Source organism: Scandinavium sp. (assembly GCF_032012665.1).
Taxonomy (GTDB): domain Bacteria; phylum Pseudomonadota; class Gammaproteobacteria; order Enterobacterales; family Enterobacteriaceae; genus Scandinavium.
On record NZ_DALZVG010000002.1, the window covers coordinates 185,083 to 199,183 of the forward strand.

Annotated in this window: 14 protein-coding genes and 5 tRNA genes (1 of these 19 cut by a window edge); 6 read left to right on the forward strand and 13 right to left on the reverse strand. The window is 53.9% G+C overall.

All coding sequences use genetic code 11. From position 1 onward, the window contains the following. Nucleotides 1-7: 7 nt before the first annotated feature. The 5 genes from crr to cysZ form a co-directional block, all read right to left on the reverse strand. Nucleotides 8-517 carry a PTS glucose transporter subunit IIA gene (gene crr, locus RTU33_RS02765; protein WP_000522253.1) on the reverse strand — a complete coding sequence of 170 codons (510 nt, stop codon included), beginning with the start codon at nt 515-517 and terminating at the stop codon, nt 8-10. Between the two features lie 40 nt (nt 518-557). Beyond that, a complete protein-coding gene (ptsI, locus tag RTU33_RS02770) occupies nt 558-2,285 on the reverse strand; it encodes a phosphoenolpyruvate-protein phosphotransferase PtsI (protein WP_312625132.1) in 1,728 nt (575 codons plus the stop codon). Between the two features lie 44 nt (nt 2,286-2,329). Further along, nucleotides 2,330-2,587 carry a phosphocarrier protein Hpr gene (ptsH, locus tag RTU33_RS02775; protein WP_000487600.1) on the reverse strand — a complete coding sequence of 86 codons (258 nt, stop codon included), beginning with the start codon at nt 2,585-2,587 and terminating at the stop codon, nt 2,330-2,332. 378 nt (nt 2,588-2,965) lie between these two features. Further along, on the reverse strand, nt 2,966-3,937 hold the full coding sequence (gene cysK, locus RTU33_RS02780; RefSeq protein WP_312625134.1) for a cysteine synthase A: 972 nt from the start codon (nt 3,935-3,937) through the stop codon (nt 2,966-2,968). A gap of 172 nt (nt 3,938-4,109) precedes the next feature. Then, the gene (gene cysZ / locus RTU33_RS02785) at nt 4,110-4,865 is read right to left on the reverse strand and encodes a sulfate transporter CysZ (RefSeq protein WP_312625135.1); all 756 of its coding nucleotides are present in this window, start codon (nt 4,863-4,865) and stop codon (nt 4,110-4,112) included. Between the two features lie 230 nt (nt 4,866-5,095). Here cysZ and zipA point away from each other — a divergent pair, with 230 nt between their 5' ends. The 3 genes from zipA to RTU33_RS02800 all read left to right on the forward strand — a co-directional run bounded on the left by zipA (nt 5,096) and on the right by RTU33_RS02800 (nt 8,472). Further along, nucleotides 5,096-6,166 (forward strand): cell division protein ZipA, encoded by a 1,071-nt coding sequence (gene zipA, locus RTU33_RS02790; RefSeq protein ID WP_312625137.1) that lies wholly within the window; start codon nt 5,096-5,098, stop codon nt 6,164-6,166. 70 nt (nt 6,167-6,236) lie between these two features. Beyond that, nucleotides 6,237-8,252 carry an NAD-dependent DNA ligase LigA gene (ligA, locus tag RTU33_RS02795; RefSeq protein WP_312625140.1) on the forward strand — a complete coding sequence of 672 codons (2,016 nt, stop codon included), beginning with the start codon at nt 6,237-6,239 and terminating at the stop codon, nt 8,250-8,252. 1 nt (nt 8,253) lies between these two features. After that, on the forward strand, nt 8,254-8,472 hold the full coding sequence (locus tag RTU33_RS02800) for a DUF3820 family protein (RefSeq protein ID WP_097163179.1): 219 nt from the start codon (nt 8,254-8,256) through the stop codon (nt 8,470-8,472). Here RTU33_RS02800 and RTU33_RS02805 read toward each other — a convergent pair. After that, the gene (locus tag RTU33_RS02805; protein ID WP_312625141.1) at nt 8,469-9,467 is read right to left on the reverse strand and encodes a bile acid:sodium symporter family protein; all 999 of its coding nucleotides are present in this window, start codon (nt 9,465-9,467) and stop codon (nt 8,469-8,471) included. The genes RTU33_RS02800 and RTU33_RS02805 overlap by 4 nt on opposite strands. Nucleotides 9,468-9,557: 90 nt before the next feature. On the opposite strand from RTU33_RS02805, the gene RTU33_RS02810 reads away from it, so the two are divergent. Continuing rightward, a complete protein-coding gene (locus RTU33_RS02810; RefSeq protein WP_312625142.1) occupies nt 9,558-10,484 on the forward strand; it encodes a LysR family transcriptional regulator in 927 nt (308 codons plus the stop codon). Here RTU33_RS02810 and RTU33_RS02815 read toward each other — a convergent pair. The 5 genes from RTU33_RS02815 to RTU33_RS02835 all read right to left on the reverse strand — a co-directional run bounded on the left by RTU33_RS02815 (nt 10,475) and on the right by RTU33_RS02835 (nt 11,390). After that, the gene (locus tag RTU33_RS02815) at nt 10,475-10,819 is read right to left on the reverse strand and encodes a FlxA-like family protein (RefSeq protein WP_312625143.1); all 345 of its coding nucleotides are present in this window, start codon (nt 10,817-10,819) and stop codon (nt 10,475-10,477) included. The genes RTU33_RS02810 and RTU33_RS02815 overlap by 10 nt on opposite strands. Nucleotides 10,820-10,992: 173 nt before the next feature. Continuing rightward, nucleotides 10,993-11,068: transfer RNA gene (locus RTU33_RS02820), tRNA-Lys, on the reverse strand. Between the two features lie 4 nt (nt 11,069-11,072). After that, a tRNA-Val gene (locus tag RTU33_RS02825) sits at nt 11,073-11,148 on the reverse strand. A gap of 45 nt (nt 11,149-11,193) precedes the next feature. Continuing rightward, nucleotides 11,194-11,269: transfer RNA gene (locus RTU33_RS02830), tRNA-Val, on the reverse strand. Between the two features lie 45 nt (nt 11,270-11,314). Beyond that, nucleotides 11,315-11,390: transfer RNA gene (locus tag RTU33_RS02835), tRNA-Val, on the reverse strand. Nucleotides 11,391-11,649: 259 nt separating this feature from the next. Between RTU33_RS02835 and gltX the strand changes: the two genes are divergently transcribed. Continuing rightward, nucleotides 11,650-13,065: a glutamate--tRNA ligase gene (gltX, locus tag RTU33_RS02840; RefSeq protein WP_312625144.1), complete on the forward strand. Its 1,416-nt coding sequence runs from the start codon at nt 11,650-11,652 to the stop codon at nt 13,063-13,065. A 49-nt stretch (nt 13,066-13,114) separates the two neighbouring features. Here gltX and RTU33_RS02845 read toward each other — a convergent pair whose 3' ends face one another. Beyond that, nucleotides 13,115-13,501, reverse strand: a complete 387-nt coding sequence (locus tag RTU33_RS02845; protein WP_312625145.1) for a YfeC-like transcriptional regulator — start codon at nt 13,499-13,501, stop codon at nt 13,115-13,117. An 8-nt stretch (nt 13,502-13,509) separates the two neighbouring features. Beyond that, a complete protein-coding gene (locus RTU33_RS02850; protein ID WP_312625146.1) occupies nt 13,510-13,860 on the reverse strand; it encodes a YfeC-like transcriptional regulator in 351 nt (116 codons plus the stop codon). Between the two features lie 218 nt (nt 13,861-14,078). On the opposite strand from RTU33_RS02850, the gene RTU33_RS02855 reads away from it, so the two are divergent. Continuing rightward, nucleotides 14,079-14,101, forward strand: a tRNA-Ala gene (locus RTU33_RS02855); it runs 153 nt beyond the window's last position.

Below are 14,101 nucleotides of genomic sequence, written 5' to 3' on the forward strand. Positions count from 1 at the left end.
GCATCAATTATTTTTTGATGCGAATAACCGGGGTTTCACCAACGGTTACGCTGCCGGACAGTTTGATCAGCTCTTTGATCTCGTCCATGTTGGAGATAACAACCGGAGTCAGAGTAGACTTCGCTTTCTCTTCCAGCAGTGGCAGATCGAACTCGATTACCGGATCGCCAACTTTCACGCGCTGGCCTTCTTCTGCGATACGTTTGAAACCTTCGCCTTTCAGTTCAACGGTGTCGATACCGAAGTGAACGAACAGCTCGATACCACTGTCGGACTCGATAGAGAACGCGTGGTTGGTTTCAAAGATTTTGCCGATGGTACCGTCAACCGGCGCAACCATTTTGTTACCGGTTGGTTTGATGGCAATGCCATCGCCCACGATTTTCTCAGCAAAAACAACATCCGGCACGTCTTCGATGTTGACGATCTCGCCAGAGAGCGGGGCAACAATCTCAATAGTTCCGGTGTCTTTCTTATCATCAGAAACCAGAGATTTCAGTTTATCGAACAAACCCATGATCTTCTCCTAAGCAGTAATTTGGGCCGCATCTCGTGGATTAGCAGATTGTTTTTTCTTCAATGAACTTGTTAACCAGCGTCATTAACTCGTCCGTTGTCGGTTGAGCAAGAGCCTGCTCTGCTAAAACCTTCGCATCTTCGAAGTTCGTGTTACGGATAATCTTCTTAATGCGCGGGATGGAAATGGCGCTCATAGAGAATTCGTCCAGACCCATACCCAGCAACAGAAGTGTAGCACGTTCATCGCCTGCAAGCTCACCACACATGCCAGTCCACTTGCCTTCAGCATGAGAAGCATCAATAACTTGCTTGATAAGCGTCAGGACGGACGGTGACATTGGCTGGTAGAGGTGCGAAATCATATCATTACCACGGTCAACTGCCAGGGTGTACTGCGTTAAATCATTGGTACCGATACTGAAGAAATCAACTTCTTTCGCCAGATGACGGGCAATGGTCGCCGCGGCTGGGGTTTCCACCATCACGCCGATTTCGATTGCTTCGTCAAAGGCTTTACCTTCGTCGCGCAGTTCCTGTTTGTAGATTTCGATCTCTTTGCGCAGGGCGCGAACTTCTTCAACAGAGATGATCATCGGGAACATAATGCGCAGTTTACCGAAAGCAGAAGCACGCAGGATAGCGCGAACCTGATCGCGCAGGATCTCTTTGCGATCCATCGCGATACGCACTGCACGCCAGCCCAGGAACGGGTTCTCTTCTTTCGGGAAGTTCATGTACGGCAGCTCTTTGTCGCCACCGATGTCCATGGTACGGACGATGACCGCCTGCGAGCCACAGGCTTCAGCAACGGCTTTGTATGCAGCGAACTGTTCTTCTTCAGTTGGCAGCGCGTCGCGGTCCATGAACAGGAATTCTGTACGGTACAAACCGACACCTTCAGCGCCGTTGCGCTCTGCACCGTCGATATCACGAACGGTACCGATGTTGGCACATACTTCTACCTGATGACCGTCGAGGGTGATAGCCGGCAGATCTTTCAGTTTTGCCAGTTCAGCTTTCTCTTCAGCAACCTGAGTCTGAATCTTACGCAGGGCTTCGGTCTCTTCGTTGGTCGGGTTAACGTACACTTTGTTGTTAACCGCATCGAGGATCAGATAGTCACCGTTTTTCACTTCAGAGGTCACGCTACCGGTGCCCACGATCGCTGGCAGTTCGAGGGAACGCGCCATGATGGAGGTGTGGGAGGTACGGCCGCCAATGTCGGTGATGAAACCCAGCACCTTTTTCAGGTTCAGCTGCGCGGTTTCGGATGGCGTCAGGTCTTTAGCGACGAGGATAACCTCGTCCTGAATGGCGCTCAGGTCGATGATCGCCAGGCCCAGGATGTTGCGCAGCAGACGTTTACCGATATCACGTACGTCAGCCGCACGCTCTTTCAGATATTCATCATCCAGCTCTTCCAGGGCAGTTGCCTGACCTTCGATAACCTCATTGGCTGCTGCGTCAGCAGTCATGTGTTTATCTTTAATCAGGGCTATGATTTCCTGCTCCAGCTCCTCATCTTCCAGCAACATGATGTGGCCTTCGAAGATGGCTTCTTTTTCTTCGCCGAACGTTTCGCCAGCTTTAGTCTTGATAGCTTCCAGCTGTGCGGACGCTTTAGTACGACCGCTCAGAAAGCGTTCAACTTCCTGATCGACGCCGTCGGCAGAAATTTTCTTCCGGTCGATGACAATCTCATCTTCAATCAGCAACAGTGCTTTGCCGAAAGCGATACCCGGGGATGCTAAAATGCCTGAAATCATAACCCTACCTTACTTGTGACTGATTTTAAAAAGAACTCGTGAACTTACTCGAGTTCAGCCATCAGTTTAACCAGATGCTCAACTGCTTTCTGCTCGTCTTCGCCTTCTGCAGAAATGGTCACTACGGTGCCCTGAGTCAGACCCAGAGTCTGCAGTTTGAACAGGCTTTTAGCGCTGGCGCTTTTGCCGTTGGAGGTCACGGTGATCTCAGAGGTGAAGCCTTTAGCTTCTTTAACAAACTGAGCGGCAGGGCGGGTGTGCAGACCGTTCGGAGCGGTAATGGTAACTTCTTGCTGGAACATTATATTTCCCCAACTTATAGGTTTAGTGTTGTGGAACTAAAGTCTAGCCTGGCGGCTACACTTTAGCCTGTATAGATTAGCGCCGGCGGATACGAAACGACGCAGAAGGTCTGACGCAATCCTGGCAGGCACTTCTGGCCGGTGACGTTTAGCTCGTCATTAAACATTATGCAGCGAAAGCAAGACTTGAACCAAATCATAAAATCGATTCAGCAGGCGGAAATCCTGAACTGAATAATTTCGCGCATCAAAATAAATGTGATGGTTAAATACCAGACCCGACGGGGGGAAGCAATGCCAGGTGGGCCAAAAGTATGACGTATGCCACAAAAAAGCACCCGGAAGGGTGCTTTTTTCGTCATTTTTTTACATTTGGCATTACTGTTGCAGTTCTTTCTCTGTGAAGAGATCGGCAAATAATGCGGTACTTAAATAACGTTCACCCGAAGAAGGCAGGATAACCACAATAGTCTTATTGGTAAAGGTTTCGTCTTCCTGAAGCTTCAGCGCAGCAGCTACGGCGGCACCGGAAGAAATCCCTGCGAGAATGCCTTCTTCTTCCATCAGACGGCGTGCCGTGGAAATGGCTTCTTCATTAGTAATGGCAACCACTTTATCGATGAGCTTGAGATCGAGGTTGCCTGGAATAAAGCCTGCGCCGATACCCTGAATTTTGTGCGGGCCGGGTTTGATTTCTTCCCCAGCCAGAGCCTGGGCGATGACTGGCGAGTCGGTCGGTTCGACGGCGACGCTAATCAGGTCGGTTTTACCTTTAGTGCCTTTAATATAGCGGGATACGCCAGTCAGCGTACCGCCGGTGCCGACGCCCGCAATAAACACATCAACCTGACCGTCAGTGTCTTCCCAGATTTCCGGGCCGGTGGTTTTTTCGTGGATTTCCGGGTTCGCCGGGTTGCTGAACTGTTGCAGCAGCAGGAATTTTTCAGGGTCGCTGGCGACGATCTCTTCCGCTTTCTGGATGGCACCCTTCATCCCTTTAGCGCCTTCGGTCAGCACCAGGTTAGCACCCAGCGCTTTCAGCAGCTTACGGCGTTCGATACTCATGGTTTCCGGCATGGTCAGCGTGAGCTTGTAGCCGCGTGCGGCAGCCACATAAGCCAGCGCAATACCGGTGTTGCCGCTGGTGGGTTCCACCAGCTCAACGCCTGGCTTGAGCACGCCACGTTTTTCGGCATCCCAAATCATGTTGGCACCGATGCGGCATTTGACGCTGAAGCTCGGGTTGCGTGATTCCACCTTCGCGAGGATGCGTCCATTACCGATTCGGTTCAGTCGAACCAGCGGCGTATGACCGATTGTCAGCGAGTTATCTTCAAAAATCTTACTCATAGCCCGTCCTTAACTGTCTGAAATTTGGGAAACGACACCAGCATACGCGGATGGTCATGATGCGGAAGGAAAGTTTTCGCATATCGATATGCTGATGTGAAATAAAGGTTATCAGTATGGAATAAGGGGTGGCAAAAGCCACTCCTTATTTACTTTTATAGACAGAAGACAATCACTTCCAGAGGGCGTGCTTATCGCGATAGCAGTCGACCCACATGGCCGTTGCACCGCAAATTGCCACTGGCAGGATCACCAGGTTGAGGATTGGAATCATCGTAAACAGGCTGGTTAGCGCGCCAAACTGCATATTGGTGACTTTCCGGGCGCGCAGCGCTTCCCGCATCGTTTTGAACGGCACTTTATGGTTATCGAACGGGTAATCGCAGTACTGGATAGCCATCATCCACGCGCTGAACAGGAACCAAAGTATCGGGGCCACCGTCTGTCCGATGCCGGGAATAAAGTAGAGAACCAGCAAAACTACTGCCCGTGGCAGATACCAGGCCAGCTTTTGCCATTCGCGTTTCATTATTCTCGGTACATCTTTCAGCACGCCGAAAATGCCGGTGTCCGGCGGCGTCGCGCCCGTCAGTCGTGCTTCAAGCTGTTCGGCCAGCAGCCCACTGAAAGGCGCGGCAATCCAGTTGGTGATGGTCGAGAATAAATAGCCAAATACCAGCAGCACGGAAATCACCGCAATCGGCCAGAGAAGGTAGCTCAGCCACTGTAGCCAGTCTGGCACGTGTTGCATCATCGCCGGGATCCAGTTGCCCAGTTTGCTGAACAGCCACCAGAAAGCGCCGCCCATCAGGATGATATTGACCAGCAGCGGCATAAAAACATAACGACGCAGGCCGGGCAGGCGAATCAGCTGCCAGCCCTGGGAAAAGTAATATACCCCACTGCGGGGAACGGAAGAGGAAACCATGGTCAGGGGAGACTCCTTTTGTCAAAGTCCTGGCGGTTGCGCGACCAGTTTATCGGGTTGTCAGACGATGACCAGTTCAGAAATGTTCGAAAAAACAGCAAAAAGCACGATTTGGTTCATCTTTATCGTCCGATTTCCCGGTACGCACTTGCACTTGACGTAATGGGCAAATACTCTTAGTGAGTAAATGTTTGCCGTGGTGGCAAGGTGTTAGAACAACAGAGAATATAATGATGCAGGATTTGCGTCTGATATTAATCATTGTTGGCGCGATCGCCATAATTGCATTACTGGTTCATGGTTTCTGGACCAGCCGCAAAGAACGTTCCTCAATGTTCCGCGATCGCCCAATGAAACGCATGAAATCGCGTCACGACGATGAGTCCGATGACGACGGCTTCGATGACGATGTTGAAGGCGTAGGTGAAGTTCGCGTTCATCGGGTGAACCCTGCCCAGAACGTGAATACCGGGGAGCATGACGCTACCCGTCAGGCTCCGCAGCACCAGTATCAGCCTCCTTATGAACGTCAGGTGCAACAGCCTGTGCGTCATGACGAGCCTGTACGCCAGCCGGTTCAGCCGCAGCAGCAACCCGTGCGCCAACAGCCTGTGCATCAGCATCAGGCTCCGGTACAGCCGTCTGCAGAGCTGCAGCACGCACCTGTGCATCAGCCGCATGCCGCGCCGCAGCAGCCCGTTGCGCCGCAGTATCAGCAGCCAGTCTCTGCACCGCAGGCCGCACAACCCGCTCCACAGCCCCATCAGCCTGCTGTTGCTGATCCGCAGCCTGTTGCTCAGCAACCGGCAGCTGCTCCTCAGCCCGCGCCAGAAACGCAGCCTGCGGCTACAGAAGCACCACAGCCTGTAAAAGCTGAGCGCAAAGAGGCGGTTATCGTTCTCAGCGTTGCCGCGCATCAGGGGTCGTTCATCAATGGTGAACTCCTGCGCAACAGCGTTGAGCAGTCCGGCTTTGTGTTTGGTGATATGAACATTTACCATCGCCATCTCAATCCTGGCGGCGGTGGCCCGGCGCTGTTCAGCCTCGCCAATATGGTGAAGCCCGGCACCTTCGACCCGGAAAACATGGGCGATATGCAAACGCCTGGCGTGACCATTTTCATGCAGGTGCCATCCTACGGCGATGAGCTGCAAAACTTTAAGCTGATGCTCCAGTCTGCGCAGTACATCGCGGACGAAGTCGGCGGCGTGGTGCTTGATGACCAGCGCCGGATGATTACCCCGCAGAAAGTGCGTGAGTATCAGGATCGTATCCGCGAAGTAAAAGACGCCAACGCCTGATACTCTGGCGCGTCGCAATCCCTTCCAGAACCCCCGCCTGTCGGGGGTTTTTTATCATTGATGGTGAGATATGCAATCAATCGAACAACAGCTGACAGAACTGCGAACCACGCTTCGCCATCACGAATACCTCTATCACGTCATGGATGCCCCGGAAGTACCGGATGCGGAATATGACCGCCTGATGCGCGAATTGCGCGAGCTTGAAGCTCAGCACCCTGAGCTTGTTACCCCGGATTCGCCCACCCAGCGCGTAGGTGCCGCACCGCTGACCGCTTTCAGCCAGATTCGTCATGAAGTGCCGATGCTTTCGCTGGACAACGTTTTTGATGAAGAGAGCTTCGTTGCGTTCAACAAGCGCGTGCAGGACAGGCTGAAAAGCACAGACGCGCTGACCTATTGCTGTGAGCTGAAGCTGGATGGCCTGGCGGTCAGCATTCTGTATGAAAACGGCGTGCTGGTGCAGGCTGCCACTCGGGGAGACGGTACCACTGGCGAGGATATTACCGCCAACGTGCGTACCATTCGCGCTATTCCGCTGAAGCTGCACGGAGAGAATATTCCTGCGCGTCTGGAAGTGCGCGGTGAAGTTTTCCTGCCTCAGTCGGGCTTTGAAAAAATCAATGACGATGCGCGCCGTACGGGCGGTAAGCTGTTCGCCAACCCGCGTAACGCTGCGGCGGGTTCGCTGCGTCAGCTTGATCCACGCATTACCGCGAAGCGACCGCTTACTTTCTTCTGCTACGGCGTCGGCGTGCTCGAAGGCGGCGAACTGCCGCGCAGTCATCTGGGGCGCCTTCAGCAGTTTAAGGCGTGGGGCTTGCCCGTCAGCAACCGCGTGAAGCTGTGCGGTTCACCGGAGGAAGTACTCGCTTACTACCATCAGGTCGAGGAAGATCGCCCGCATCTGGGGTTCGATATCGACGGTGTGGTGATTAAAGTCGATTCGCTCGAGCTACAGGAACAGCTTGGCTTTGTCGCTCGCGCCCCGCGCTGGGCGGTGGCGTTTAAGTTCCCGGCGCAGGAGCAAATGACCTTTGTGCGCGACGTGGAGTTTCAGGTCGGACGCACCGGGGCTATCACGCCCGTTGCGCGCCTGGAGCCCGTGCAGGTGGCGGGCGTTCTGGTCAGCAACGCGACATTGCATAACGCTGACGAGATCGAACGTCTGGGCCTGCGCATTGGTGACAAAGTGGTGATTCGCCGTGCCGGGGATGTGATCCCACAGGTTGTGAATGTGGTGCTTTCAGAGCGCCCGGAAGAGACCCGGGAAGTCGAGTTCCCCACGCACTGCCCGGTTTGCGGCTCGGACGTCGAGCGCGTCGAAGGCGAAGCGGTCACTCGCTGTACCGGTGGCCTGATTTGTGGCGCACAGCGTAAAGAGTCGCTGAAGCACTTTGTTTCCCGCCGCGCGCTGGACGTTGACGGCATGGGTGACAAAATCATCGATCAGCTGGTCGAAAAAGAGTATGTCCACACGCCTGCTGACTTGTTCCGCCTGACGGCAGGCAAGCTCACCGGACTCGATCGGATGGGGCCAAAATCGGCCCAGAACGTGGTCAACGCGCTGGAGAAAGCCAAAGAAACGACCTTTGCGCGCTTCCTCTATGCGCTGGGCATCCGTGAAGTGGGTGAAGCGACGGCAGCAGGGCTGGCTGCGCATTTTGGGGCGCTGGATGCGCTGGAAAGCGCCTCGATTGAGGAGCTGCAAAAAGTCCCCGATGTTGGCATTGTGGTCGCCACGCACGTGTTTAACTTCTTTGCTGAAGAGAGCAATCGTGAGGTCATTCAACAGCTGCAAGCCGAGGGCGTGCACTGGCCTGCTCCCGTTATTATCAAAGCAGAAGAAATTGACAGTCCGTTTGCCGGCAAAACTGTAGTACTGACCGGCAGCCTGAGCCAGATGTCACGCGATGATGCGAAAGCCCGCCTGGTTGAACTCGGTGCGAAAGTGGCTGGCAGCGTATCGAAGAAAACCGATCTGGTAATTGCCGGCGAGGCAGCGGGCTCAAAACTGGCTAAAGCGCAGGAGCTGGGTATCGAGGTGATCGACGAAGCAGAAATGTTGCGGTTGCTGGGAGCGTAAAGTGGAAAAAGAGCAGCTGATTGAGATAGCCAACACCGAGATGCCGTTCGGGAAATACAAAGGCCGGATGCTGATTGATCTGCCGGAAGAATACCTTCTGTGGTTCGCCCGCAAGGATGAGTTTCCAGCCGGGCGGCTGGGTGAGCTGATGGCGATTACGCTGCTTATCAAAACAGAGGGGCTGACGCATCTGGTGCAGCCCCTCAAGCGCGGCCGTTAGGCTTTCGCTTCATCAGCGGCCGCTTTCGCCTGTCGCGCTTCGGCCTGTTGCTTATAGCGTCGTGCCAGCACGGCGCAGACCATCAGCTGGATTTGATGGAAAATCATTAACGGCAGCACCATCATGCCGATCATCGCCGTCGGGAAGAGAATGTTGGCCATCGGGATACCGTTGGCCAGACTCTTTTTCGAGCCGCAGAAGACAATCGTAATTTCATCGGCTTTATTAAATCCGCATTTACGCGCCACCACGGTGTTAACCGCAATCACAATCGCCAGCAGCACGCAACTTACAACCACGATAAACAGCAGCGATCCCACGCCCACTTTATGCCAGATACCGTTAACGACGGCTTCGCTGAAGGCCGAGTAAACCACTAACAGAATGGAGGTCTGGTCAGTTTTGGAAATCCATTTCTTATTTCGTGCCACCCATGCACCGGTCCATGGGCGTGAGAGGTGGCCGAGCACGAACGGAAGCAACAGCTGAAGCATGATTTTGCCGACTTGCTCCAGGCTGCCTTCCGCGCCGTGGAGGTTCATCAGCAGGCCGACCAGCAGGGGGGAGATGAAAATCCCGAGCAGGCTCGATGCGGAGGCTGAACACACCGCAGCGGCAACGTTGCCGCCCGCCATAGAAGTGAAAGCAATCGCCGATTGTACGGTGGCAGGCAAAATGCAGAGATACAGGAAGCCATTGTAGAGTGCGGGATCAACATCGATTGGCGCCCAACGGGCGAAGAGCACGCCTAAAACCGGGAACAGAACGAAGGTGCTGCACATTACCCAAAGATGTAATCGCCAGTGGCTGCCGCCCGCAATAATGGCCTCGCGGGAGAGTTTAGCGCCGTGCATAAAGAACAGCAGGGCGATGGCGGCGGTGGTCAGGCCTTCAAAAAACGGAACATAGCCACCGCGAGCGGGGAACAGGGAGGCAAGCAATACGGTACAGATTAGCGTCAGCGTGAACGGATCGAGAATGCGAAAAAGTTTCATAAACGCTCCTGAAAAGTCGATGCTGCTATTGTGCTTATTTCACTTTGAGAAATAAAATTGATTTATTGCATCCATTGATGAATTTATCCCATGAATTATTCGCTCCGCCAGTTAAAGGTGTTTATCACCGTCGCACAGGCCAAAAGCTTCAGTCGGGCAGGGGAGATAATTGGCCTCAGCCAGTCGGCCGTCAGCCATAGCGTCAAAGAGCTGGAGCACCAGACCGGTGTGCGCCTGCTTGACCGGACCACCCGGGAGGTTGTGCTGACTGAGGCCGGGCAGCAACTGGCCGCCAGGCTTGAGCGATTGCTGGATGAACTGAACAGCACATTGCGCGAAGCCGGGCGAGTAGGACAACAGCTCACAGGCACAGTGCGCGTGGCGGCCAGTCAGACGATCTCGGCGCATCTGATTCCTCAGTGCATTGCTGCCAGCAACCGGCGCTACCCGGAGATTGATTTTGTCCTCCACGATCGTCCGCAGCGGTGGGTGCTGGAAAGCATTCGTCAGGGGGAAGTGGATTTTGGCATCGTGATTGATCCGGGCGCCGTCGGAGATTTACAGTGCGAGTCGATTCTCTCGGAGCCGTTTTTCGTGCTCTGTCATCAGGATCATCCGTTTGCCAGCTTGCCGGAGGTGACCTGGCAGGCTCTGGAAAACACGCGCCTTGTATTACAGGATTATGCATCGGGCAGTCGCCCGCTTATCGATGCTGCGCTGCAGGCTCATAACATAACAGCCAGTATTGTGCAGGAAATTGGCCATCCGGCGACGCTCTTTCCTATGGTTGAGGCGGGGATTGGGATCAGCATTTTACCCGCTCTGGCGTTGCCGTTACCGCAGGGAAGCCAGTTGACGGTTAAGCGCCTGACCCCCGTGGTTCAGCGGCAGCTGATGCTGGCCAGGCGCAAAAATCGATCGCTTTCGACGGCGGCGCAGGCGCTGTGGGATGTTGTCGGTGAGCAGGCAGAAGCGCTGACCGCCGCCCGGAAACACGATCCGCTGTATCAGACGTAAATATCTATTTGATGGTCTTCAGACGGGTTATTGACCCCTGTCACAGGGGCTGATGCCGTTTGCTGATCCTGTTCTTTTTCCGCCTGCTGGCGCTGAAGCTGTGCCAGCTGGGCTTCGAGCATCGTGATCTGCTCCTGAATCAGCTCCGCCTGTTTCTGTTTCTCATCGGCATCGCCAGGACCATCAGCAATGGTTTTCAGCTGCTGGGTCAGTTTGGTGATTTGCTGTGTGATACGCGTGATTTGCGATGAGGTGTCGTTGCCCTGTGGCGCGGCAGTGCTGGTGGTTGTTTGTAATCCTGGGGCAGAAGAAGAGGGCATGGAAATGCTGGTCATCGTGAACTCCTTTCAGGGATGAAAAAAGAGTTATCGGCAGAATAGAATAAAGGCTTGAGAAGAAAAAAGAGGGATGTTGAAAAACGTTATGGGTGGGTCGTGCAGGATACCACTCGTCTCATCCTGACGAATTGCGCATAGCAAAAAGGCGCCTTTAGGGCGCCTTTCCACATTGGTGGGTCGTGCAGGATTCGAACCTGCGACCAATTGATTAAAAGTCAACTGCTCTACCAACTGAGCTAACGACCCGAAGTGGTGGGTGATGACGGGATCGAACCGCCGACCCCCTCCTTGTAAGGGAGGTGCTCTCCCAGCTGAGCTAATCACCCACTTCGGTACTTCATTTTTAGTAAGAAATTCAGCTGGCGAGAAAGTGGTGGGTGATGACGGGATCGAACCGCCGACCCCCTCCTTGTAAGGGAGGTGCTCTCCCAGCTGAGCTAATCACCCACTTCGGTACTTCATTTTTAGTAAGAAATTCAGCTGGCGAGAAAGTGGTGGGTGATGACGGGATCGAACCGCCGACCCCCTCCTTGTAAGGGAGGTGCTCTCCCAGCTGAGCTAATCACCCCCGCTGTGTGGAGTCGCATTATAGGGAGAGTTGAAAATGAGTCAACGCCTTTTCCAAAGATTTTGTTTGTTCGTCGTAAAATTAAACAAAACGATCGTAAATCGCCCCGTGACGCATGATTTATAAACAAAATCCGCTAAGCGCAGCGTTTCAGCGGGATCGACATTGAGGATTCAGGTGGGAGTGATAGAATATTGCCCATTATTTTTCCCCCAGGATTTGCCGGCTGTCGGCAACTTTCTAAACGTAAGGCCATTTCATGAAAATCAAAACTCGCTTCGCGCCTAGCCCGACCGGCTATCTGCACGTCGGCGGTGCTCGTACTGCTCTCTATTCCTGGCTTTTTGCTCGCAACCACGACGGTGAGTTCGTGCTGCGTATTGAAGACACCGACCTCGAGCGCTCCACGCCGGAAGCTATCGAAGCTATTATGGACGGCATGAACTGGCTGAGCCTGGAGTGGGATGAAGGCCCTTATTACCAGACTAAACGTTTCGATCGCTACAACGCGGTGATTGATGAGATGCTGGTCGCCGGCACGGCATATAAATGCTACTGCTCTAAAGAGCGTCTGGATGCTCTGCGTGAAGAACAGATGGCAAAAGGTGAGAAGCCGCGCTATGACGGCCGCTGCCGCCATGGTCACGAACATCATACCGCTGACGAACCTTGCGTGGTGCGTTTTGCCAATCCGCAGGACGGTTCCGTTATTTTCGACGACCAGATTCGCGGTCCGATTGAGTTCAGCAACCAGGAGCTGGACGATCTGATTATCCGTCGTACCGACGGTTCGCCAACCTACAACTTCTGCGTAGTGGTTGATGACTGGGATATGGAAATCACCCACGTGATCCGTGGTGAAGACCACATCAACAACACTCCGCGTCAGATCAATATTCTGAAAGCGTTAAATGCGCCAGTGCCGGTTTACGCGCACGTATCGATGATCAACGGTGACGACGGTAAAAAGCTGTCCAAGCGTCACGGTGCAGTCAGCGTGATGCAGTACCGTGATGATGGTTATCTGCCAGAAGCCCTGCTGAACTATCTTGTGCGTCTGGGGTGGTCCAGCGGCGATCAGGAAATTTTCAGCCGTGAAGAGATGATCAAGCTCTTCTCCCTGAGCGCGGTCAGCAAATCAGCCAGCGCATTCAACACTGAAAAATTGCAGTGGCTTAATCACCACTACATTAATACTCTGGCGCCAGAGTATGTGGCGACGCACCTGCAGTGGCACATTGAGCAGGAAAACATTGATACCCGTATCGGCCCACAGCTGTCTGAGCTGGTGAAACTGCTGGGCGAGCGTTGCAAAACGCTGAAAGAGATGGCGGCGAGCTGCCGTTACTTCTATGAAGAGTTTGAGGCGTTTGATGCAGACGCAGCGAAGAAACACCTGCGCCCGGTTGCCCGTCAGCCGCTGGAAGTGGTACGCGATAAGCTGAACGCTATCACCGACTGGACTGCGGAAAACGTTCATCATGCCATTCAGGCTACCGCCGATGAGCTGGAAGTGGGAATGGGAAAAGTGGGGATGCCGCTGCGCGTTGCGGTGACCGGTGCAGGCCAGTCTCCGGCGCTGGATGTGACTGTTCATGCTATTGGTAAGAGCCGAAGCGTGGCACGCATCAACAAAGCGCTGGCATTTATTGCTGAACGTGAAAATCAGCAGTAACCATCCTTAATAAAATGGCAGGCTCAGGCCTGTCATTTTTTTATTCACGTTAGTCCGCGATATTCAGCTGCTGCAGAAAACCCCGTAATCCTTCCCGCACTAATAACAGCTGTAAGCGCTGTTTTTCTTCAGGCGTCATCATCCCGAGGACTTCCTGAATTTGCCGCCAGACGGGATCTTTGTCCTGCGCGTGATAAAACGAATCAGGCTCCGCTGCTTTTAAAGTGAGCGACAGGTGGCGCAGTTTGGGCGTTGAAGAGAGGAAATCCCGCACTTCCGGCGTGATGTGAATCAGCCGGGCGCGCCCACCTTTCACTCCAGGAATGGGTTCCGTGACCCAATTTTGTTCGCGGATCCAGCGGTTGATCGTCTGCTTCGCCATACCTACGCAGTTCGCCAGCTCCTGCGTGGTCATTTTACTGTGAAGTATTTTCATCGGGTGCCTTACGTCCTGATTCCCAGACGGAACAGCAAGCCGGTGAGGCCTTCACGCAACAACAGGCTGGTCAGCTGCTGTTGCTCCTGCTCAGACATCTCTTTTGCCAGCGACAGCAGAAGTGAGTCAAAACTGCCTTCGGCGGAGTGAGCGGCTGCTGCGCTGTCGGCTGCACGCTGAGCGCTGCGAATAAACGCGCGCACTTGTTCGCTGACGTGGACAAGGCGTGCTTTACCGCCCTGAACACCCGGTCTTGGCGACGTTTCCCAGCCCTCTTTTCGCACCCATTTATTGATGGTTTGTCGGCTATAACCGGTCAGATGGGCGAGTTCCTCCGGCGTCATTCGTTCCTTGATCATGCTATTTCCTGAGTGCCTGTGTGGAATTAGTGGTTCATGTTATAGCATCCTTTTAGTTGAAAACGTGATGCGTTTAACTCCTGGTTGCGAGAACGCTCGCAATGTCATTCGGTTGCGTGCTTTTTCAGCGATTGAATTTGGAGGGAACATTTTGCCGTTGACACCTGGCAAGGGAATTCATATTATGCCGCCCGTCAACACGACACGCTTTACGTTACGGGGCTATAGCTCAGCTGGGAGA

Bases quoted from the DNA above. Each gene is read 5' to 3' on its own strand.
- ptsI (WP_312625132.1), bottom strand. From the start codon at position 2,285: ATGATTTCAGGCATTTTAGCATCCCCGGGTATCGCTTTCGGCAAAGCA.
- cysZ (WP_312625135.1), bottom strand. From the start codon at position 4,865: ATGGTTTCCTCTTCCGTTCCCCGCAGTGGGGTATATTACTTTTCCCAG.
- RTU33_RS02850 (WP_312625146.1), bottom strand. From the start codon at position 13,860: ATGATCAAGGAACGAATGACGCCGGAGGAACTCGCCCATCTGACCGGT.
- crr (WP_000522253.1), bottom strand. From the start codon at position 517: ATGGGTTTGTTCGATAAACTGAAATCTCTGGTTTCTGATGATAAGAAA.
- gltX (WP_312625144.1), top strand. From the start codon at position 11,650: ATGAAAATCAAAACTCGCTTCGCGCCTAGCCCGACCGGCTATCTGCAC.
- zipA (WP_312625137.1), top strand. From the start codon at position 5,096: ATGATGCAGGATTTGCGTCTGATATTAATCATTGTTGGCGCGATCGCC.
- RTU33_RS02845 (WP_312625145.1), bottom strand. From the start codon at position 13,501: ATGAAAATACTTCACAGTAAAATGACCACGCAGGAGCTGGCGAACTGC.
- RTU33_RS02815 (WP_312625143.1), bottom strand. From the start codon at position 10,819: ATGACCAGCATTTCCATGCCCTCTTCTTCTGCCCCAGGATTACAAACA.
- cysK (WP_312625134.1), bottom strand. From the start codon at position 3,937: ATGAGTAAGATTTTTGAAGATAACTCGCTGACAATCGGTCATACGCCG.
- RTU33_RS02805 (WP_312625141.1), bottom strand. From the start codon at position 9,467: ATGAAACTTTTTCGCATTCTCGATCCGTTCACGCTGACGCTAATCTGT.
- RTU33_RS02810 (WP_312625142.1), top strand. From the start codon at position 9,558: ATGAATTATTCGCTCCGCCAGTTAAAGGTGTTTATCACCGTCGCACAG.
- ligA (WP_312625140.1), top strand. From the start codon at position 6,237: ATGCAATCAATCGAACAACAGCTGACAGAACTGCGAACCACGCTTCGC.
- ptsH (WP_000487600.1), bottom strand. From the start codon at position 2,587: ATGTTCCAGCAAGAAGTTACCATTACCGCTCCGAACGGTCTGCACACC.